The following is a 22,932-nucleotide window of genomic DNA, read 5'->3' on the forward strand; positions in this document are numbered from 1 at the left end:
TGAAAACTCAAGTGAGTCGATCCAGGCGCCGCGCAGGTCTCAGACCTGCGCAGGCGCGGCGGCGCTCGCTAGCTTTGGGAATCGGGTTTGGTCTTGAGCTTGCCCAGCAGTTTGTCCAGGGATTTCTGGTTCAGCGCCTTGGCCAGCGGGAAGTCCGCCGGCATCAGCGAACCGGCCTGCGGGTCGAGGCAGTGCTCGACCAGCGCCTGCAAGCGTTCCAGCAGGCGAGCGGGTAAATGGCTGTCGGCGTTCGGCGTGACGCTGTGCCATTCGACACGCAACACGCCGTCCTCCAGCCAGGCCACCACTTCCCGGGCATGGGTCACTCGGTTCGCCGGGGCCACGTCCGGCGGCGGGGTCAGGGCGCTGGCGCGCAACCAGCCCGCGGGCGTTTGCTCATGCCCCAGGTAGTTGAACAGCACGTCGCCGTGGCTGGCCGGCAACTCACCGCGCTGGCGCAGCAAGCCGTAGCCCAGGCCCAGGCCGGGGACGTCACGCAAGGCTTGCTTGGCGTTGCGCACCTGATCGCCCGCGGCACCGCTGGCGCTCACGCGCAGCGGGTAGAGGGTGGTGAACCAGCCGACGGTGCGGCCGACGTCCAACCCGGCAAACGGTGCGTCACGCCCGTGGCGCTCCAGATCCACGACGATGTCACTGCGCTGTTCGACCTCGGCCAGGGTCGCGGCGAGGGCGGCGATCAGCAGTTCTTCCGGTTGCGTGCGGTAAGCCGCGTGGGATTCGGTCAGCCATTGGTGCGTGCGGCTGGCGTCCCAGCGGGCCGCGAGGGTCTGGCGCTCGGCGACCGTGGCCATGGGCGGTCGGTTCGCAGAGGCCTGGGCACTCCAGTAGCGATGTTCGGCAGCAGCCTTCGCGGCATGGGCTTGCAAGTGCTCGGCCCATTGACGATACGAGGTGGTTTTCGCCGGCAACGTCGGCTGCTCGCCGCGCTCCAGGGCTGGGTACAACTGTTGGAAGTCTTCCAGCAGCGGCGTCCAGGACACCGCATCGACCACCAAGTGATGGGCCACCAGGTACAGGCGCTGCGGCGTGCCTTCCACCAGGGCTGCGGCAAACAGTGGGCCGTGTTGCAGGTCCAGGCTTTGCGCGACGTGCAGCAGTTGTTCCGGCTGCTGGCAGCAGGTCAGTTGGGCCGGAGCCACTGGCGCGATGTGCGCCTGCCATTGGCCGTCGACCTCGGTGAAGCGCAGGCGCAGGGCGTCGTGGTGGGCCACCAGCCGGTCCAGCGTGGCTTGGACGATGGCCGGTTCCAGGCGACGGTCGCTGTCGGCCAGCACCGATTGGTTCCAGTGCGCGGCCTGGACCTGTTGCTGGTCGAAGAACCACTGGTGCAACGGCATCAGCGGCATCGGTCCGGTCACGTCGCCTTGTTCGGCCTGGGTCAGCAGGGCCGTGGTCACGTGGGCCAGGGCCGCCGGGGTCGGCGAACGGAACAGGTCCCGTGGCGTGAGCGAATAGCCCTGTTCACGCAAGCGTGAGATCAGTTTCAGGCCGAGGATCGAGTCACCGCCCAAGGCGAAGAAACTGTCCGAGGTGCCGACTTCACGGCCGCCGGTCAAGGTTTCGCCGAGCAGTTCGCCGAACAACTGGCAAAGCAGGCGCTCCAGGTCGTTGCGCGGTGCCGCGTAGTCTTTCTGGGTGTTGGGCAAGGGCAGGGCGGCCAGGGCCTTGCGGTCGATCTTGCCATTGGTACTCAGGGGCAGGGCCGGGATGTGCACCCACACCGCTGGCACCATGTAGGCCGGCAGCTCGGTCGCCAGTTGTGTGTCGAGGTCCGACTGCGCGGTGGCACTGCTGTAGAACGCCACCAGGCGGTTGTCGATGACCAGGGTGCAGGCGCCGGTAACGGCCGGCAGGTTCAACAAGGCTGAGTCGATTTCCCCCAGCTCGATGCGCTGGCCACGCAGTTTCACCTGATGGTCGAGACGCCCCAGGTACTCGATGTTGCCATCGGCCAGGAAACGGCAACGGTCGCCGGTGCGGTACAGCCGATCACCGGCCACGAACGGGCTGGCAAGGAAGCGTTCTTCGGTCAGGTCCGGGCGTTTCAGATAGCCACGGGCCACACCGATGCCTCCGATGTACAGCTCGCCGATGCTGCCAATCGGCAACGGTTGCAGGGCTTCGTCGAGGATGTACAGGCGCAGGTTGGCGATGGGCTTGCCGATCGGCACGATCATGTCGTTGGCCGAGCAGCGCCAGACCGAGACGTCGATGGCCGCTTCGGTCGGGCCGTACAGGTTGACCAGCGCCGCCGGGTGTTGACCCATGAAGCGCCGCACCAGGTCCACCGGCAAGGCTTCGCCACTGGCGAAGACCTGGCGCAGGCTGTGGCAGTCGGCCAGGCTTGGCTCTTCGACAAAGGCACGGAGCATGGAAGGGACGAAGTGCAGCGTCGTGACCCGTTCCTGTTGGATCAACTGGCTGAGGTAGGCCGGGTCGCGATGACCGTCCGGACGCGCAACCACCAGGGTCGCGCCGGTGATCAAGGGCCAGAAGAACTCCCACACCGAGACGTCGAAGCTGTATGGGGTTTTCTGCAAGACGCGGTCGTTCGGGCCAATCGGGAAGGCGTCCTGCATCCAGTGCAGGCGGTTCATCAAGGCGCCGTGTTCGTTCATCACGCCTTTGGGTTGGCCGGTGGAACCGGAGGTGTAGAGCACGTAGGCCAGGTCGTTGGCTTCGACGCTGATCGGTTCGAAGGCTTCAGCGTTTGGCAACGCATCCAGCGTCCAGGCCTGATGCCCAACGGGCAAGCGCGACAACCACTGGGCTTGGGTCAAGGTGACCTTGGCCTCGGCGTCTTCGATCAGGAAGGCCAGGCGCGTGGCCGGCAACTCCGGATCCAGCGGCAACCACGCGGCGCCGGCATGGACGATGCCGAGCAAGGCCACGACCATTTCCACCGAGCGCTCCATGCACACCGGCACGATGCTGTCGGTGCCCACGCCGGCGGCGCGCAGGGCCCGGGCGACGGATTGCGCCCGCTGGTCCAGTTCGGCATATGTCAGGCGCTGGCCTTCGAACACCAGCGCCGGGGCGTTGGGGCTCAGGGCTGCTTGTTGGCTCAGGGCGGTGTGCAGGTTGCTTGGGCCGCTGTAGTGACGTTCGGTGGCGTTCCAGCGGTCGAGTTGCTGCTGGTCCTGCTGTTGCGGGAACAGCTCGACCAGGGTCCGCCCAGGGGCGGCCACCAGGGCGTCGAGCAGCGCGCACCATTGCGCGCTCCAGCGTTGCATCGTCGCTTCGTCGTACAAGGCCGATTGGTATTCCAGCGCCAGCGTCATGTCGCTGCCGTCGTCCTGGACTTCCCAGCTCTGTTCGAATTTGGCGTCGATCACCGGCAGCATCTGCTCTTCGACGTTCAGCCCCGGCCACTGGTTGCTGTCGACTCGGCCATAGTTGAGGGAGAACAGCACTTGGAACAGCGGCGTACGGTTCAAGTCGCGATTCTGCGCAATGGCGCCGACCAGGGTGGCAAACGGCAGGTCGGCGTGGGCCTGGGCGGCGCGCAGGTCGGCCTCGAGGCTGGCGAGCAGTTGCTCGGCCGGGGCCCGTTGGTCGACGTCGCTGCGGATCACCAGGGTGTTGACCAGGCACGCCAGCAAGGTCTGGGTCTGGGCGTGGTCACGTTGGTCCGCCGGGGTGCCGAGGCGAATCTCCCGCTGGCCGCTGTAGCGGGCCAGCAATGCGCTCAGGGCCGTGGCCAAGACCACGTAGGTGGTGGTGCCGCGCTGACGGGCGAACTGCCGGATGGCTTCGGCGCGCTGGCTGCCGAGGCGGACAGTCAGTTGCCGGGCGCGACGATCGGCTTCGGCGCCACGTGGATGGTCGATGGGCAGGTCGAGCTGATAGTCGTCCTGGCCCAGGTGGTTTTTCCAATAGTCCAGGCTGGCACTGCGCCGGGCCTGGGTGTCCGGGTGCTGTTGCCACAGGGCGAAATCGACATAGTCGATCTCCAGCGGGGTCCAGGTGGGCGAGTGCCCGTCCAGGCCGGCGGCGTAGGCCTGGGTCAGCTCGTCGATGAGCAACTGCATGGCCCAACCGTCGGTGGCGCTGTGGTGCAGGCACACCAGCAACAGGTGTTCGTCGCTGCCCTGGCGTTGCAGCAGGTGCGCACGCCAAGGCGCGGCGGCGGCCAGGTCGAACGGTGTCATCAGTTCGTCTTGGGCGTTGGCGCAGGTCGCGGCCCAGTCCTGGCTTGCAACGCCAGTGACCGTAAGCGCCGGCCCGTGGTCGTCGATCAGCAATTGCGGCTCGCCGTCGACGTCGACAATCCGGCTGCGCAGCACCAGGTGGCGCTGGCTGACCTGCTCGAAAGCTTCACGCAAGACCTGGACCTGCAGCTCGCCGCGCAAGGTCAGGGCGAATGGCATGTGGTACTCGCGGGACTCCGGCACCAGGCGGCTGAGCATCCAGAAGCGGCGCTGGGCCAGGCCCAGGGGCAGTTGCGCCGGGCGCGGTTGTACGCTGATCGACTCACCGGGCATGGCCGCGCGCAGGTGCTCGGCCAGGGCCGCGACCGTCGGTTGGGCGAACACCAGCGGCAAGGGCAGGGAGGCCCCCAGGCGCTCACGGACCCGGCTGACCAGGCGGGTGGCCAGCAAGGAGTGGCCGCCGAGTTGGAAAAAGTTGTCCTCGATGCCGACTTCCGAACCACCCAGCACTTCGCTGAACAGTTCGCAAAGCACGGTTTCAGTCCCGTCCCGTGGCGCGGTGCGTGGCTGGTCGCTTTGGCTGTGTGGCAGCGGCGTGGCAACCAACGCCTTGCGGTCGAGCTTGCCGTTGCTGTTGAGTGGCAGGCAGTCGAGCTGCACGAACAGGCTGGGTTGCATGTGCACGGGCAGGCTGTCGCTCAAGTCGGCACGCAGGGTCGCCTCATCGGCGTCACCGCACCAGAAACTCACCAGGCGCTGGTCGAGCAACAAGGTGGCGGCGTCGCGAACACCGGCCTGGGCCAGCAGCGCCGCGTCGATTTCACCCAATTCGATGCGCTGGCCACGCAGCTTCACCTGATGGTCGAGACGCCCCAGGTACTCGATGTTGCCATCGGCCAGGAAGCGGCAACGGTCGCCGGTGCGATACAGCCGATCTCCGGCCACGAACGGGTTGGCGAGGAAGCGTTCTTCGGTCAGGTCCGGGCGTTTCAGATAACCACGGGCCACGCCGACGCCGCCGATGTACAGCTCGCCGATGCTGCCAATCGGCAACGGTTGCAGGGCTTCGTCGAGGATGTACAGGCGCAGGTTGGCGATGGGCTTGCCGATCGGCACGATCGTATCGTCCGCCGAGCAGCGCCAGACCGAGACGTCGATGGCCGCTTCGGTCGGGCCGTACAGGTTGACCAGCGCCGCCGGGTGTTGGCCCATGAAGCGCCGCACCAGGTCCACTGGCAAGGCTTCGCCACTGGCGAAGACCTGGCGCAGGCTGTGGCAGTCGGCCAGGCTCGGCTCCTCGACAAAGGCACGGAGCATGGAAGGGACGAAGTGCAGCGTCGTGACCCGTTCCTGTTGGATCAACTGGCTGAGGTAGGCCGGGTCGCGATGACCGTCCGGACGCGCAACCACCAGGGTCGCGCCGGTGATCAAGGGCCAGAAGAACTCCCACACCGAGACGTCGAAGCTGTATGGGGTTTTCTGCAAGACGCGGTCGTTCGGGCCAATCGGGAAGGCGTCCTGCATCCAGTGCAGGCGGTTCATCAAGGCGCCGTGTTCGTTCATCACGCCTTTGGGTTGGCCGGTGGAACCGGAGGTGTAGAGCACGTAGGCCAGGTCGTTGGCTTCGACGCTGATCGGTTCGAAGGCTTCAGCGTTTGGCAACGCATCCAGCGTCCAGGCCTGATGCCCAACGGGCAAGCGCGACAGCCATTGGCCTTGGGTCAAGGTGACCTTGGCGTCGGCGTCTTCGATCAGGAAGGCCAGGCGCGTGGCCGGCAACTCCGGATCCAGCGGCAGCCACGCGGCGCCGGCATGGACGATGCCCAGCAAGGCCACGACCATTTCCACCGAGCGCTCCATGCACACCGGCACGATGCTGTCGGTGCCCACGCCGGCGGCGCGCAGGGCCCGGGCGACGGTGTGCGCCCGCTGGTCCAGTTCGGCATAGCTCAAACGCTGGCCTTCGAACACCAGCGCCGGGGCGTTGGGGCTCAGGGCCGCTTGCTGGCTCAGGGCGGTGTGCAGGTTGGTCGGGCCGCTGTAGTGACGTTCGGTGGCGTTCCACTCGATCAGTTGGCGCTGACGCTCGGCCGCTGGCAACGGCGTCCAATCACCGAGGCGGGTGTGTGGCGCGTCGAGCATGGTTTCCAGCAGTTGTTGCCACTGTTCCAGCCAACGCCGGGCCGTGGTGTCGCTGAACAGCGCGGCGCGGTATTCCAGCAACACCGACAGCACCTCACCGTCGTGCACTTCCCAGTTCAGGTCGTACTTGGTGGCCTGGGCGGTCACCGCGCGTTCGCTGACTTGCAACCGGGGCCATGGTTGGCTCGACGCGTCGGCGTTCTGCATGGCGAACAGCACTTGGAACAGCGGTGTCTGGCCGAGGCTGCGCGACGGTTTCAAATGCTCGACGACCTGGTCGAACGGCACGTCCTGATGCTGTTGGGCATCCAGCACACGGTTGCGCACCTGGTCGAGCAAGCCTGCGAAGTCCAGCGCCGGATCCAGGTCGGCACGCATGACCACGGTGTTGACGAAGCAGCCGATCAGCGGCTGCAGCTCGGCGAATGGACGCTGGGCCACCGGGCTGCCAACCCGCACGTCGCGTTGGTTGGCGTAGCGCCCCAGGAGCAACTGCGCCGCACCGAGCATGAGCATGTACAGCGTGGCGCCGCGTTGCTGGGCGAACTGCCGCAGGCGTTCCACCAGGGCGGGCGGCAATTGCAATTGCACCGCGCCGGCCGTCGGGTCGAGCTGGTTTGGACGGCCCTGTGCGGTCGGCAGGTCCAGCAGGTAGTCGCCGTCCTCCAGTTGGTTGCGCCAGTAGTCCAGTTGGCTGCTGAACGCGGTCTGTTGACCGGGTTCGCGCTGCCAGAGGGCGTAATCGGGGTATTGCAACGCCAGCGCCGGCAGTGTCGCCAGGGAGCCTTGGCACTGGGCGGTATAGAACTGACGCAGTTCCTCCAGCAGGTTCTGGCTGGAGGCGTCATCGGTGGCGCAGTGGTGCACGCTGAGCAACAGCAACGACTGGGCGCCGCCGCTGCGTTGCAGCAACGTGGCCCGGATCGGTACTTCGACGGCGAGGTCGAAACGGCGACCGGTTTCCGCGTGAATCGCCGCGTCGGTCAGTGCCTGCCATTGCTCGTCACTGGCGGCCTGCAGGGTTTTCACCTGCACGGTGATGTCGACCTGCGCGTCGATCGCCAACTGCAATTCGCCGTCGCTATCGCGCACGATGCGACTGCGCAGGATCTCGTGGCGTTGGGCCACGCTGTTCAAGGCCGTTTGCAGGGCCTGGGCATTGAGTTCGCCGTCCAGTTGCACGGCGCTGACCACGTTGTACTCGCCACCGCCGGCGCTCAGTTGTTCCAGGAACCACAAGCGTTGCTGTTCGAACGACAGCGGCAGGCGCGCCGGACGAACCGCCGGGACGAAGGTCGCCGCCGGGGCTTGCAGGGGATCGCCCAGCAGCGCGGCCAAGGCCTCGAGGGTCGGGTGCTCGAACACCGCCCGCAACGGCGGCACGCTGGCGAAGCGTTGGCGCAGGCGGGCGAACAGCGCCGCCGCCAGCAGCGAGTGGCCACCGAGGTAGAAGAAATGGCTGTCGCGGCCGATCTGCGTCGTCGGCACGTTCAGCAACTCGGCCCACAGGGCCGCCAGTTGTTGTTCGGCGGCGCTGCGCGGCGGGTCCAGGGCGTCTGGCGCGGCTTGGACATCCGGGGCCGGCAAGGCCTTGCGGTTGAGTTTGCCGTTGTCCGTCAGCGGCAGCTCATCGAGCACCACGAACGCCGAGGGCACCATGTAGTCGGGCAGGGCGGCGCCAATGGTTTTGCGCCAGGCGTGGATGTCGGCCTGCTGGTCGCACGTCACGTAGGCCACCAGGCGCTTGTCGCCAGGCACGTCTTCACGGGCCAGCACCACGGCCTGGCGCACGCCCGGTTGGGCGCCGATCAGGGTTTCGATTTCCCCCAGTTCGACGCGGAAGCCACGGATCTTCACTTGATGATCCATGCGTCCCAGGTATTCGAGCTGGCCGTCGGGCAACCAGCGCACCAGGTCGCCGGACTTGTACATGCGCGCGCCTGGCTGCGACGCGAACGGGTCTTCGATGAACACCTTCGCCGTCTGCTCGGCGCGGTTGAGGTAGCCCAGGGTGACGCCGGCACCGCCGATGTGCAGTTCCCCCGGGACGCCCACGGGCATCGGGTTGAGGAAGGCATCGAGCACATAGGTGCGCACGTTGGCAATGGGCCGGCCGATGATCGGCCGCTGCGGGAAGTCATCCACCGCGCAGCCGGTGGCATCCACGGTGCATTCGGTCGGGCCATAGGTGTTGAAGAAGCGGCTGCCGGCAATCGACGGCAGGCGTTGCCACAGCTGCGCGTCCACCGCGTCGCCACCGAACAGCACGAAGCGCGGCAGGTACACCTCGCCCCGGCGAACGCCGTCGCTCTCCAACAGCGCCTTGAGCTGTGCCGGGGTGCACTCGAAGGCCTCCAGGCGGGTGTCGCGGAAGAAACCGGCCAGGGCCTCGGGGTCGTAGCGCACGTCTTCCGGGGTCAGGTACAGGCTGTGGCCGTCGAGCAACAGGATCAGTTCGGCCACCGAGCTGTCGAAGGCGAACGAGTAGTTGAAGCTGGTGCGCATCGGCTGGTCGGTGTAGCGGCGATACAAACCATGGATACGCGCCCAGGCCAGGTTGACCACCGAGCCGTTGGTCACCAGGGTGCCCTTGGGCTTACCGGTCGAACCGGAGGTGTACATGATGTAGGCCAGGTCTTGCGGGCCGGCGAGCGGGGTGGGGTTGTTGTCCGGCTGGTCGGCGAACAACGCCGCGTCGCTGTCCAGGCGCAAGCGTGGCAGTTCGGCGCCCAGCTGTTCCAGCAGGCCCTGCTGGCCGAGGAACAGCGCCGGTCGGGCGTCTTCGATCATGTATGCCAGGCGATCCGCTGGGTAGGTCGGGTCCAGCGGCACATAGGCGCCACCGGACTTGAGGATGCCCAGCAGGCCGACCAGCAGCTCCAGCGAACGCTCGACACACAGCGCCACCGGGCTGTTCGCGCCCACGCCGCGGCTGCGCAGGTAATGGGCCACTTGGTTGGCCCTACGGTTCAATTCGCCGTAGCTCAGGCTGCGGCCTTCGAAACACAGCGCGTCACGCTCCGGGGTGCGCTCGGCCTGTTGTTCGAACAACTGGGCGAAGGTCAGGTGCGTCGGTACCGCCATTTCGGTACGGTTCCACTCGACCACGGTGCGTTGCCATTCGGCGTCCATCAGCAGCGGCAAGGCGGCGACCGGACGCTGGGGTTCGGCGAGCATGTGTTCGAGCAGGTGTTCCAGGCGGGCGAGGGTCTGGCGGGCGCTGTCGGCGATGAACAGGTCGAGGGCGAACATCAGCTCCAGTTGGATCGGCGCATTGGCCGGGCACAGCACGTGCAGGTCCAAGTCGCATTCAGAGTGTCGCAGCGGTGTGTCCAGCGCTTCGAATTCCAGGCCGGGGAAGCGCAACCGCGACTCCATGGCCAGTTGCTGGGCGACCATTACTTGGTACAGCGGCGCATGGCTGAGGCTGCGTGGCAATTGCAGGCTGTCCACCAATTGCTCGAACGGCAGGTCCTGATGTTGCAGACCACTGCGCAGGCGTTCGGCGACTTGTTTGACCAGGACAGTGAAGTCCGCTTGCGGCTCGAAGTCGGCGCGGATCGCCAGGTTGTTCAACAGGATGCCCAGCAGGCCTTCGGTGCCCGGCTGTTCACGGTGGGTGACCGGGGTGCCGACCAGCACCGTGGCGTCGCCGCTCAAGCGGTGCATCAACACGGCGAAACCGGCGAAGAGGACGGTGAACGGCGTGGTGCCGAGGCGACTGGCGAAAGCTTGCACCCGGCCACTGAGGTCGGCGCTGAGTTCACGCTGGACAATCCCGGCGCGATAGCTTTGTACCGACGGCCGTGGATGATCGGTGGGCAAGGCCAGCAGTGGACTGGCATCGCTGTCGCGTCGGTCGAGGGCGGTGGTCCAGTAATCGAGCTGGCGCTTGAGTTCGGCGCCTTGCAGGTGCTCGCGCTGCCAGAGGGCGAAGTCGGCGTATTGCAGCGGCAGGGCCGGCAGTTCGGCGGGGGCGCCGTTGCAACGGGCTTCATAACCCAAGGCCAGTTCGCGCAGGGCGATGGTGGCCGACCACGCGTCCGAGACCAGGTGATGCAGGGCGATGCCGAGCACATGCTCGCCCGGCGCCAGGCGCAGCAAGCGTGCCCGTAGCAGCGGAGGGCTGGTCAGGTCGAACGGTTGCTCGAAGGTGTCTTGCAGGGCATTGAACTGCGCGCCTTCGCGCGCGGTGGCGGTCAGGCCCGACAAATCTTCGAAGGGCAGCGCGATGTCCAGCGCCGGGCTGATGCGTTGGCACGGTACGCCGTCGGTGCTGTGGATGCCGGTGCGCAGGATTTCGTGGCGCACCAGCAGATCGTTGAGGCTGGCGCGCAGCGCCTCAACATTGAGTTCACCCTTGAGGTGCAGGGCAAACGGGATGTTGAACAGGGTCGTGCCGGGTGTCAGTTGCTCGATGAACCACAGGCGCTGTTGCGAGAACGACAGCGGCAGCAACGGCGGGCGTGGCTGGGCCTTGGGTACGCTGGGTGCGTTGGCGTGCGGTGCGGCGGCCTCGGCCTGGCGGGCGCCGATGGCCTCGGCCAGCAAGGCCACGGTTGGCTGTTCGAACAGCACCCGCAACGGCAGGTCGAGCTTGAACTGGGTGCGCAGGCGGGCCACGATCTGGGTCGCCAGCAGCGAGTGGCCGCCGAGGGTGAAGAAGTTATCTTCCACGCCCACCGTGTCACGCCCCAGGACCTCGGCCCAGATGGAGGCCACGGTGGTTTCCAGCGCATTGCGCGGGGCGATGCTTTCCTGGGTGTCGGCCTGCCAGTCCAGCTCGCGGGCGGCGAGGGCCTTGCGATCGACCTTGCCGTTATTGTTCAGAGGCAGTTTGTCCAGGCAGACGAAGGCCGCCGGCACCATGTACGGCGGCAGTTGCGTGCGCAGGTGTTCGCTCAGGCCATCACTGCCCACGTTCTGGTCATGGGCCGACCAGTACGCCACCAGCCAGGCTTCGCCGACGGTGTTTTCACGCAGCAGGACGGCGGCTTCGCGCACGTTCGAGTGCTGGGCGAGACGGTGTTCGATTTCCGTCAGCTCGATCCGGTGCCCACGCAGTTTCACCTGTTGGTCGCGGCGGCCGAGGTACTCGATCACGCCGTCTGCTCGCCAGCGTCCCAGGTCGCCGGTGCGGTACAGAAGACCTTCGAGTCGAGGATGGTTGATGAAGGCCTCAGCGGTGCGCTGCGGATCGTGCAGGTAGCCGCGGCCAACGCCCACGCCACCGACACAGATTTCCCCGGCCACGCCCACCGGCACCGGCCGCTGGGCCTCGTCCAGCACATACAGGCGGTTGTTGGCGGTCGGTTGGCCGATGGGCATGTGGCTGACCTCGGCCCCCGGTGCTGCGAAGATCGGCTGGAAGGCCACGTCGTCGGCGCATTCGGCCGGCCCGTAGGCGTTCATCAAGGCGATGTCGGGGAAGCGCGCGAACCAGTCCCGGGCCACGGTTGGCGGCAGGGCTTCACCGGTGGGCAGGACCCAGCGCAGGTCCGGCAGTTGCAGGTCGCACGGGCACAGCGCGAGCAGGGTGCGCATCAGGCTCGGGACGATTTCCAGCACGTTCAGGCGCTCGCTGGCGAGCACGTGCAACAGGCGTTGCGGGTCGTGGGCGACTTCATCCGGAAGAATGTGCACAGTGGCACCGAGCACCGGCGCGGCGAGGAACTGCCACACCGAAATGTCGAACGCCACCGACGCGGTCTGGGGAATCCGGTCGGCGGCGCTGAGCCCCAGGGCCGGTACTTTGCCAAAGATGTTGTTGAGCATGCCGCGCTGTTCGATCATCACGCCCTTCGGTGTGCCGGTCGAACCCGAGGTGAACAGCACGTAGGCCAGGCTGTCGGGGCGGGCGAGCGCCGGCAATGGCGCGTCGTTGCCACCGGTCCAGCAGGCCTCGGCGAACAGTGCCTTGGGCGCCGGGTCGAGGCCGCTGAGCAGTTGATCGAGCAGGCCGCTGCACCCTTCGCTGGCAACCAGCAACGGTGCGCGGGACAGCCCGAGGATTTCCCGCAGGCGCTCGGGCGGATGATTGACCTCGAGGGGCAGCATCGCCGCGCCGGCCTTGAACACCGCCAGCATCATGGTCAACAGCGCCAGGCCACGGGGGGCGACCAGCGCGACCAGTTGGTCTTCACCGGCGCCGGCCTCGCGCAGGGCATGGGCCAGGCGCGTGGAGCGCAGGTCCAGCTCGGCGTAGGTCAGCGACTCGCCGGCACAGATCGCGGCGACCTGATCACCGCGCTGGGCCACCTGGGCGGCAAACAGCTCGGCGTAGCTTTGATCCAGCGGAAAATCGTGGGGGTTGAGCGCCCATTCGCCCAGCAACTGTTGACGCTCGTCGGCGGCCAGCAGTTCGAAGCTGGCCAACGGCGCGTCGGGGGCGGCGAGCATGCTGCGCACGAGGCTGGCGATGTGGCCCAGCAGGCGCTGCACGGTGGCGGCGTCGAAACGTTCGCGGTCATAGGACACGCGGATGCCCAGTTGTTCGCCCGGCAGGATCACCACGGTCAAGCCGTAGTGGGTATGCACGCTGTGGTCCATGCCTTCGAGGCTGAACTGGAAGCCGCCTTCGAGGATCTGTTCGTCGATGGGCGCGTTTTCGAACACCAGGATGCTGTCGAACAGGGTCTCACCCCGGGGAAAATCGCTCCAACCCTGGATGTCGGTCAACGGCGTGTGTTCGAAGTCGCGCATGTCGACGTTGAGCTTTTGCAGGTCGCCCAGCCAGTTGCCGAGCGCGGCGTTCGGGTCCACCGAAACCCGCAGCGGCAAGGTGTTGATGAACAGGCCGATCATTTCCGCGACGCCAGTCAGGTCGGCCGGACGCCCGGCCACGGTGACGCCGAAGACCACGTCCTGTTGCCCGCTATAGCGCGACAGCAGCAACGACCAGACGCCCTGGAAAAACGTGTTCGGGGTGATCCGGCGAGCGCGGCAGAACGCTGCCAGGGCCTGGGTTTCCTGTTCGTCGAGGTGAATCAGTTGGTCGTCCACCAGCACCGCATCGGTGTAGCGGTCGCGGGTTACGCCGTTGTCCACGGTCAGTGGCGTGGGCGCGTTGAGGCCTTGCAACTGGCCGCGCCAGAATTGCTCGGCCTTGCCCGCGTCCTGGCGCTGCAGCCATTGGATGTAGTCGCGAAATGGCCGAGGGCTCTTCAGCTCGGGCGTGCGGTCGTTGCACAGCGCTTCGTAGACTTTGAGGAAGTCCACGGTCACCAGGGAAATGCACCAGGCGTCCATCAGGATGTGGTGGAAGCTGCGAATGAATTCGTAGGACTCGTCGGCCAGGCGCACCAGCCGGAAGCGAATCAGCGGTGGCTTGGACAGGTTGAAGCCGACTTTCTGCTCGTCTTCCAGCAGCGTGCGAATCCGCGCTTCCTGCTCATGGGGGGCGAGCCCGCGCAGGTCGAGGGTGTCCAGCGGCACCTTGACCTGGCGATGGATGACCTGCACCGGTTGCTTCTGGCTTTTCCACTGGAAACTGGCACGCAGGGAAGGGTGCAGCGCCACCACCTGGCGCCACGATTCGAGGAACGCTCCTTCATCGATGGCCCCGCCGATGCGGTAGCGATCCTGCATCAGGTACACCCCGGAGTCTTCGTGCAGCAGGGAGTGGAACAGCATCCCTTGTTGCAGCGGCGACAGCGGGTAAATGTCTTCGATCGGGTTGCCGGTGGTTTTTTCGGTGGTCATTGAAAGCGTCCTGCGTAAAAAGGGGCAACGGTGATGGCGTGGCGAGGTGAAGAACCGTTCACAGGTCGGCCTCGTCCAGTTCGGCCATCAACGCTTGCATTTCGTCATCGGACAGGCCCGAGGCGCTGAATTCGGTGCTGTCGGCGTCCGGCTCGGCGGCGCTCGGGTCCAGCGCTTGCGCGACTTCGGCCATGGCGGCGATGGTCTGGCGTTCGAAAACTTGCTTGGCCGACAGCGCGATGCCTTGCTCGTGGGCCTGGGCCACCACTTGCAGGCTCAGGATCGAGTCGCCGCCGATGGCGAAGAAGTTGTCGGTGACGCTCACCGTCGAGAGCTTCAAGACCTTGGCGACGATGGCTTGCAAAGTGGTTTCCATGGCGTTGCGCGGCGCCACTTGGGCGCTTTCGTCGAACTGGTCCGGGTCGGGCAACTGACGTGTGTCGAGCTTGCCGTTGGGCGTGCGCGGAAAGCTCGGCAGGGTCAGTACCAGGGCCGGCACCATGTACGACGGCAGGCGTTCGCCGAGGAAGCGCTTGATCGCCTCCGAGTCCGGTGCGTAGCCGTGGGCGGCGAGGATGTAGGCGAGCAGGCGCTTGCCGGCGGGCTGTTCCTGGACGATCACCGCGGCGTCGCGCACGTCGCTGTGGCTGCACAACTGGCGTTCGATTTCCCCCAGCTCGATGCGGTAGCCGCGCACCTTGACCTGATGGTCCTTGCGCCCGAGGAAGGCCAGGCGCCCGTCGGCCAACCAGCACGCCAAGTCACCGGTGCGATAGGCTCGGGTGCCGTCGGCCAGGGTGACGAAGGCCTTGGCGGTTTCTTCGGGCTTGTTGCGATAGCCGCAGGCCAGGGTTGGGCCGGCGAGGACGATTTCTCCCGGCTCGCCGATGCCGCAGGCACTGTCGAATTCGTTCAGCAGGCGCAGGTCCATGCCGGCGATGGGGCGGCCGATGCTGACGTTCCGGCCTGGCTCCAACACCTCATAGGTGGCCCAGACGGTGGCTTCGGTGGGGCCGTATTCGTTCACCAGCCGTGCATGGGGCAGGGTCTTGCTGTGTTGCGCGATCAGCGACGGCGGGCAGGCCTCACCGGCGACGATCCAGCAGGCGAGGCTGTCGGTTGCGCCGCTGCGCTGCAATTGATCGAGCAGGGCCTGGTACAGCGATGGCAATGACAGGCCGTGGCTGACCTGATGCTGGGCAATCAATTGCGCCAGGCGGGCCATTTCCAGCTCTTCACCCGGTGCGGGCAATACCAGGCGTCCGCCTTGGGCCAAGGTCCAGAAAATCCCGGCGACCGAACTGTCGAAGGCAAACGACGACAGCAGCAGGTAGGCACGTACCGGCGTCTCGTAGGCCGCCATGCGCACCTGGGTCGAGAAGCTCAGTGCGCCGTGACTGATCTCCACGGCTTTCGGCGCACCGGTGGAGCCAGAGGTGTAGATCAAGTAGGCGAGGTCGTTCGCGTCCGGCAACGGCAGCGCCGGCAAATCGCCGAGGTCGGGTGTTGCCAGGTCATCCAGCACGAAGCGTTGCAGGTCGGTGGGCACGCTGTCGGCCAGTTCGGCGCTGACCACGATGTGGGCGATGGCGCTGTCGGCGAGCATGTAGGCGCGGCGCTCGGCCGGGTAGGTCGGGTCGACGGGGACGTAGGCGCCACCGGCTTTCAGGACGGCGAGCATGGCGACAATGGCGGCGTTGCCGCGGGCGAACAGGATGCCGACCGGCACCCCAGGGCCGATGCCGGCGGCGACCAGTCGATGGGCCAATTGCGTGGCGCAGGCGTCGAGACGGCTGTAGCTGAGGTCGCCGTGCTGGTCGCTCAGGGCGATGGCGTTCGGTTGCTGGCGAACCTGGCGGGCAATCAATTCCACCAGTGTCACCGGTTCGATGGACGGCACGTCCGCGCCGGTGCCGATCAACCGCGATTGCAGCGCACCACCGAGGGGCAACTGCGCCCAGGCCCGTTGCGGTTCGGCCAGTGCGCCTTGCAACAGTTGCAGCCATTGCTCGGCGAGGCAGCCGGCGGCTTCGGCGCTGAGGGCATGGCGGTCGTAGACCAGTTGCGCGTGCAGGCTATCGGGCAATTGGCGCACGTTCAGGCACGCTTTCAGCGGGTTCATCACCGCGCTGGCATGACGCTCCTGGGCATCGCCCGAGCGCCAGGCAAAGGCGTATCCGCCGTTGAGGGTGCCGGTGTAGTAGTCCTGCCAGCCAACCGCCCGTTCCAAGGTGACAGCCACTTGCGTGCCTTGCTCCAGTAAGGTCGCCTGGGCGTCCAGTTCGATGCTCACGGGCAGGCACTGCTCGAACAGGCCCAGGGTGTTTTCCAGTTCCGCACCGCGACTTTCGTGGATCAGGGTGAGCGGCACCTGTTGCTGGCCGGCCAATCGTCCCAGTACCGCGGCCCATGCCGCCAGAAGTAAATCCGGGGTCAGGGCTGGGTGGCGGGCGAGGTCGCTCGGTAGGGTAAGGTCCAGGCGGGTCGGCGCGAACCCGCTTTCGAGCGTCGTTTCGAGGGGCAGTTGCAAGGCGGCCTGTTCGGTTTCGCCCGAGGGTTTCCAGAAGCTCACGCCTGGATGGTCCGGCGCGTCTTCAACCAGGCTCCAGCGCCATTCGGCGTAGTCGGCGTACTGCAAGGTCTCGGACAGGTCGGTGGCGGTGTCTTGCAGCAATGCGGCGGCCAGCCATTTCAGGCTGGCGAGGTCGAAATGGCTGCTGGCCGCGGCCAGGTCCAGGACCGTTTGTTCATCGTCCAGGCGCACCAGGGTGACGCACAACGGGGTTGTCCAGTCGCGAGGCTGGCTGGCGAATTGGGCCAGGGCGGCGTCCTGGTCGGCGCGGCTGTGTTGACGCAGGTCCTGGAGGCTCACCGCCAGCGCAGCGGTTTCGTCGATCACTTGCACCGGATGGCGCAGGCCAGGCACGGGCATCAGGCGCGTGCGCAGGATTTCACTGCCGGCCACCAACGCCTGCAGGCGGTTGTCCAGCGTATCGATGTCCAGCGGTTGCGACAGCGACCATTGCAAATGGCAACTGAACGGGTGCTGCGTCGCGCCGTTGATGTGGGGATAGACCGATGCCTGTTGCGGGGAAATACGAAAACCTTGAAGTCCGCTCATGTTCATCTCGACTGGAAAAGGGCTTGAGCCTGGATCACCCCTCAAACGCCGGGGCTTGCTGGACATAGGTCGGGCAAGCCTCCTGCGAACGGTAGGTGGACCCGTTGAATGTCAGACGGCAACGTCGCTCGACAGCAGGGCTTCAGCCATGCCGGTCATGATGGCGCGCTTGCCAGTGAAAGGTTCGCGACCGTGCACGGCGAGCATGTTGTCGATGAACAACACGTCCCCCTGTTGCCAACTGAACCGCACCAGTGAGTCGAGGTAGGCCGCACGCAGCGACTCCAGGACCTCTGGCTCGATCGGTTCACCATCGCCATAAAAGGTGTTGGTGGGCAGGTCGAGGTCGTTGAAGTTGCTTTGCAGCGAATCGCGGATTCGCCCGGGCAAGGTGCTGATGTGGAAGAACGTGGCGTGGTTGAACCAGACTTCTTCGCCGGTGCGCGGGTGGCGCACCACGGCCGGTCCGCGTTGGCGGGTGCGCAGGCGATTGTTGTCTTTCCATTCCACGTCGATGCCGACGCTGGCGCAGTAGGCTTCCACTTCGCCGCGGTCTTCGGACTGGAACACGGTTTGCCACGGCAGGCCGAAACCGTCGCCGTAGTTGCGCACGTACAGCACGCCTTTTTCCCGGAACCGCGCTTCGATCTGCGGGCTGATCCTGGCCTTCACGGCACGGGTCGAACCAATGGGTGTTTCGCCACCGGTCTCGGACGGCACTTGGCAGTAGAAGAACAGCCGCAACGGGAAGCGTGGCGAGTAGGAGTGCTCGTTGTGGGGGAAAATCATCTGGTCGGCCGGGTAGTCGGTCGAGGTGTAGATGTTGCCACCGACCCGTGTCCGGGGCGAGGCGCGGAACATGTATTCCAGCGCGCCGGGGGAGAGCGCGGCGATCACCTGGTCGAACTGCTCGACGGACGCGACGTTGAAACCACGGAACAGCAGGGCGCCGTATTCCAGCAGCTTCTTTTCCAGCGACTCGCGTTCCCGGGCGGCCCAGGCCACCAGGTCGACGCCACTGACCGCGGGCTCGATCACCAGGGGCAGGGCGTGATCCGGGCTGAGCAGGCGCTCGGTGACCAATTGTTGTTCCGAGACGTTCATGGCTTTGCGACGCACGGCGCCAAGGGCGCGGGGCGATGGGGGCACGATAGACATAAAAGCATCCGACTCGGTTAAAGGGACAAGGAGCGACGTTTGGCTTGCATCATCTGGCTGCGACCGGCCAGCGCCTGGGACTGTTGCCGCTCACGGGCAAAGGCCTGGTCCCAGCTGTCGATGCGCTCGGCCAGCGCTGGCAACGGCTCGTCCAGCAGGCTGGGGAGTTGCTCCAGCAGGCACGTCCACAGGTGTTGCAGGCGCAGGGCCCGGCCTTGGTCGAAGTATTCGCCGCGATACTTGAGCGTCGCGGCGAGACCTTCAATGCCGTGCACCAGGTCGAGCACCAGGTGGAAATCCCCCGGTGCCTGGGCCACGTCCAGTGCGGACAGCTGCGCGCCGGCGATGGCGGTCGGGGTCACCCGTGACGGTTGATAGTTGAGCTTGACCTGGAACAGCGGCGAGTGACCGGGCCGGCGCTGCGGCGCGAGGGCCGAGACCACCAGGTCGAAAGGCAGGCCTTGATGGGCATAGGCCAGGCGCGCTTCGTCGCGAACCCGCCCGAGGAAACCGCCCAGGGTCGCTTCGCCACGCACGTCACAACGCAGGGTCAACTGGTTGACGAAGAAACCGATGACGTCGTTGTGCTCGGCCAGTGGCCGGCCGCTGACATCGGTGCCCAGCAAGAATTGCGCTTGGCCACCCAGTTGCTTGAGCACCAGTTGGTAACTGGCGAGCAGCAGCATGAACAAGGTCATGCCTTGTTCCCGGGCCAGCGTTGCCAAATGCTCGCAGCGGGCCTGGGGCACGTTGAAGTCCAGGCTGTGTTCGCCCGGGGCCTGGCCGTTGCCGCCCAGTTCCAAGGTCTGGGGCATGCCGGCCAGGTGTCCGCGCCAGAAGTCCTGCTCGCTGGCGATCCGCTGTTCGCTCCAGTGCCGGGCTTCCCACTGGGCGAAATCGAGGTATTGCCCCGGGAGCGCGGCGTCTGTCGAGCCTGCCAGTTCCGCCAGCAGCACTTGCGCCGAACGTCCGTCGAAGGCGATGTGGTGCAGGGTCAGCAGCAGGTCATGCTGTTGCTCATGTCGGCTGAGCAACTGTGCCCGCAGCAGCGGGCCGGCTTGCAGGTCGACAGGGGTGGCGTGTTCATGGGCCAGGCGCTCGCTCAGCATCTGTTGTTGCTGCGCTTCGCTCTGCTCACGCACATCATGATGGACCAGCGCGACCGCCGTGGCCGGCAACACCTGTTGTTGCGGGCCCTCGACACCGTCGCGGTACACCGTGCGCAACACGCCGTGCCGCGCCACCAGCGCGTTCAAGCGCAGGGCCAGCGCCTCGATGTCCAGTGGACCTTGAAGGCGCAGGTGCAGTACCAGGTTGTGGCGGGTGTCGTCCGGGTTCAGTTGGCGCAGGAACCACAGTCGGCGCTGGGCGAACGATTGATGCCCCTGGCTGAGGTTAGCCCGCGCGGTCGAAGCCTCGGCCGTCGGCGCCGGTTCATTCAGGAAGTCTTGCAGGGCCAGCGCCCATTGTCCGAGGGTGGTTTGCCCAAACAAGTCCTGGGTGTCGAGGTTCCAGCCCAGGTCCTTGTGCAGGCGCGCGGCGAAGTCGGCCACGCCGATGGAGTCCAGGCCTTGGCCGATCAGGCTGAGGTCGAAGTCGGCGGCAAAATACGGATTGACCGCGTGCAGTGTCTGTTCCAGCCATCGGCGGCAGGCGGCCTGGGCCTGTTGCGGCGTTTCGCTCGCCAGGTGCTTGAGCTGGGCAAGGTCCAGGACCTCGCCATTCGAAGCCAGCGTTGCACCGCTCTGGGCGATGATGCTCAACGTGCCCGCGGCCAGTTGCTTGCGCGCGCCTTGACGGGCGATCTTGCCGCTGGTGGTCATCGGGATGGTGCCGGCTTGCACCAGCACGATCTGGTCGATGCCACAGTCGGCGGCTTCGCGCACGGCGTTTTGCATCGACGCGAACAGCGCCGGGTGATGCGCAGGGTCGACGAACTTGCGTTGCGGCTCGGCGACGATCACCAACTTCTCGCGGCCCAATGCCGGGTCCATTTCCGAGAAGGCGGCGATGCGTCCGGTACGGATGCCCGGCTCGGCATCGGTAATGGCGAATTCGATGTCGTGGGGGTAGAGGTTGCGCCCATTGAGGATCAGCAGGTCCTTGAGCCGTCCGCAGATCACGACCTGGCCTTCGTGCATGAAACCCAGGTCGCCGGAGCGCAGGTAATGTTCCGATGAGCCGACAATTTGGGCCTCAAAGGCTTCGCGAGTGGCCTCGGGATTCTTCCAGTAGGATTCGGCGTTGCTCGGCCCCTTGAGCCAGACTTCGCCGATGCGATCGGCGGCGCATTGCTCGAAGGTGTGCGGGTCGACGATGGCGATGCTGTGCAAGGCTTGCGGGTAACCGCAGGCGACGAATTCCACGGCGGCGGCATCGTCGGCCGCCAGTGCCACGCGACCGGTCTCCAGCACGGCTTTGTCCAGGCGCAGCACCACCGGCAGCGCGTCGGCCGGCGTGGCGCTGACGCACAGGGTGGCTTCGGCCTGGCCGTAACCGGGGCTGATGGCCAACGGGTTGAGACCACAGGCGGCAAAACGCTGGGCAAAGGCTTCCAGGGTGCCGGGGTGGATCGGTTCGGCGCCGTTGATGGCGTGTTTCCAGGCGCTCAGGTCGAGCTGCGCGATCAGGTTGTCGCTGACCACGCGGTTGCACAGGGCATAGGCGAAGTTGGGGGCGAAACTGGCGGTGGCGCGGTAGCGACTCAACGCCTGCAGCCAGGTCGATGGCGCATTGACGAAGGTCTGGGAGGCCATCAGGTAGCACGGCATGCCGCTGTAGAGCGGGGCCAGCATTCCGCCGATCAAGCCCATGTCGTGGTACAGCGGCAGCCAGTTGACCATGGCGCCGTGTTCGTCGAAATCGTAGGCCTGGCGCATCAGCTCGACGTTGGCGATCAGGTTGCGCTGACGCACCTCGACGCCTTTCGGCGAGCCGGTGGAACCCGAGGTGTATTGCAGGAAGGCCACGGTCGAACCGTCGATGGTCGGGCGTTGCCATTGGCTGGCCGGTGGTGTGCCCAGGTCCTGGACGGTCAGGACATCGACGCGGCCCTCCACCAGTTCCAGCAGGCCTTCGCAATAGTCCGCCGGGGCGAGAAGCAGCGCCGGCTCGGCATCCACCACCACGTTACGGACGCGGTCGAGGTGACGCGGCTTGCGCGACGGCGGTGGAAACAACGGCACGGCAATCAGCCCTGCATAGAGGCAGGCACAGAAGGCGCGGGCGTAGTCGAGGCTGCTGGGCAGCATCAACAGCACTCGATCACCCGGGGCATAACGCGCTTGCAGCGCGGCCGCCAGGGAACGGGATTGTTCGTGCAGTTGGGCAAAGGTCAGGGTTTCGCCGATCTCTACGCCGTCCGGCAGAAAATGCAGGGCGGCACGCTGATGGAAGTGCTGGGCGTTGGTTTCCAGCACGTCGATCCAGTGTTCGAAAGAAAACATGTGCAATTCACGCCATGGCCACGATGACTTTGCGGTCACCGGTGAAAGGATTGCGACCGTGTGCCACCAGTCGGTTGTCGAGCATCAGGATATCGCCGGGCTGCCAGGGAAAACTGACGGTAGTCTCGCGGTAGACCTCGCGCACGGTGTCGAGCAGGTCGTCGGCAATCGGCGAGCCGTCGCCGAAATAGACATGGCGCGGCAGGTTCTCTTCACCCACCGCCGCCAGCAGGCTGGCGCGTACGCTCGGTTCGATGGCCGAGACATGGAACAGGTGCGCCTGGTTGAACCAGACCCATTCGCCGGTCTCGGGATGCTGCTGCACCGCGGCGCAACGCTGGCGGGTGCGCAGGTCGCCATCGGCTTTCCATTCCCACTCGATGTCGTTGTCCTGGCAGTAGCGTTCGACCTGGGCACGGTCCTGGGTGTTGAAGACTTTTTCCCAAGGCAGGTCCAGGGCGCCGCTGTAGTTGCGTACATAAAGCAGCTCGTGGCTGGCGAACAGCTCGCGGATCTCGGCAGGCATGCGCTGGTAGATCAGGCGGCTGTCGGCGATCGGGGTCTCGCCTCCGGTTTCACTGGCCTTGATGCAGTGGAACCAGATGCGCGAAGGCCAGGGGCGGGTGTAGGCCTGCTCGTTGTGCAAGGGGATGAATTGATGGGCCGGGTATTCGGTGGAGCTATAGACCCCGGCGAAGACTTTGCTGCGCGGCGTGGAACCGAATTCATAACTGGCCAGCGGCGCGCCGAAGCTGGCGGCGAAGCGCTTGAAGTCGATGGGGGTGGCAACGGTGAAACCGCGAAACAACACGCCGCCAACGGTGGCCAGGACTTGGGCCACGCGGTCGCGAATCGAGGCGTCCAGGTCGTGGATCGACTGTCCCGGTACCCCTTGCACCAGCACGGGTAGCGATTGGGCGCTTGCATCCGTGGGCGCCATTGAAAAAAGCTCGGAACGCCCGTTCAGGTGTTCGATTGAGGTCATCCTTGTGCATCCTCTTATAGCGTCTTCGACCAGTCACAAGACCTTGAAAGCAGGGCAGCGGTCAGTGTTGTAGGACTCGTCTGTAATGTATGTAAGGCAATACAAGACGACATACTAGGTACAAATGAGAGGGATTATCAATACTATTTATTTAATTTTTTTTTTGGATTAGACTCCGCTCCGCTGGCGCCACACAGCCTTCGGCCA

5 protein-coding genes are annotated in these 22,932 nt (G+C 65.8%); all 5 read right to left on the reverse strand.

What is annotated here, in order from left to right; all coding sequences use genetic code 11:
* Positions 1-68 precede the first annotated feature (68 nt).
* The 5 genes from ACLH0I_RS13465 to ACLH0I_RS13485 all read right to left on the reverse strand — a co-directional run bounded on the left by ACLH0I_RS13465 (position 69) and on the right by ACLH0I_RS13485 (position 22,725).
* The gene (locus ACLH0I_RS13465; RefSeq protein WP_411387336.1) at positions 69-14,015 is read right to left on the reverse strand and encodes a non-ribosomal peptide synthase/polyketide synthase; all 13,947 of its coding nucleotides are present in this window, start codon (positions 14,013-14,015) and stop codon (positions 69-71) included.
* Positions 14,016-14,073: 58 nt separating this feature from the next.
* Positions 14,074-17,136: a non-ribosomal peptide synthetase gene (locus ACLH0I_RS13470; RefSeq protein WP_411387337.1), complete on the reverse strand. Its 3,063-nt coding sequence runs from the start codon at positions 17,134-17,136 to the stop codon at positions 14,074-14,076.
* A 111-nt stretch (positions 17,137-17,247) separates the two neighbouring features.
* Positions 17,248-18,294, reverse strand: coding sequence for a TauD/TfdA family dioxygenase (locus ACLH0I_RS13475; protein ID WP_186704826.1), 1,047 nt, complete (start codon positions 18,292-18,294; stop codon positions 17,248-17,250).
* 17 nt (positions 18,295-18,311) lie between these two features.
* A complete protein-coding gene (locus ACLH0I_RS13480; protein ID WP_411387338.1) occupies positions 18,312-21,740 on the reverse strand; it encodes a condensation domain-containing protein in 3,429 nt (1,142 codons plus the stop codon).
* Positions 21,741-21,747: 7 nt separating this feature from the next.
* Complete coding sequence (locus ACLH0I_RS13485; RefSeq protein ID WP_411387339.1) at positions 21,748-22,725, reverse strand: TauD/TfdA family dioxygenase; 978 nt, start codon at positions 22,723-22,725, stop codon at positions 21,748-21,750.
* Between the last annotated feature and the right edge of the window lie 207 nt (positions 22,726-22,932).

It is taken from the genome of Pseudomonas sp. MPB03 (assembly GCF_046605385.1).
In the GTDB taxonomy this organism is placed as follows: Bacteria; Pseudomonadota; Gammaproteobacteria; order Pseudomonadales; family Pseudomonadaceae; genus Aquipseudomonas; species Aquipseudomonas zanjanensis.

Coding starts and splice junctions, on each gene's coding strand:
- ACLH0I_RS13465 (WP_411387336.1), bottom strand. CDS start 14,015: ATGACCACCGAAAAAACCACCGGCAACCCGATCGAAGACATTTACCCG.
- ACLH0I_RS13470 (WP_411387337.1), bottom strand. CDS start 17,136: ATGAGCGGACTTCAAGGTTTTCGTATTTCCCCGCAACAGGCATCGGTC.
- ACLH0I_RS13475 (WP_186704826.1), bottom strand. CDS start 18,294: ATGTCTATCGTGCCCCCATCGCCCCGCGCCCTTGGCGCCGTGCGTCGC.
- ACLH0I_RS13480 (WP_411387338.1), bottom strand. CDS start 21,740: ATGTTTTCTTTCGAACACTGGATCGACGTGCTGGAAACCAACGCCCAG.
- ACLH0I_RS13485 (WP_411387339.1), bottom strand. CDS start 22,725: ATGACCTCAATCGAACACCTGAACGGGCGTTCCGAGCTTTTTTCAATG.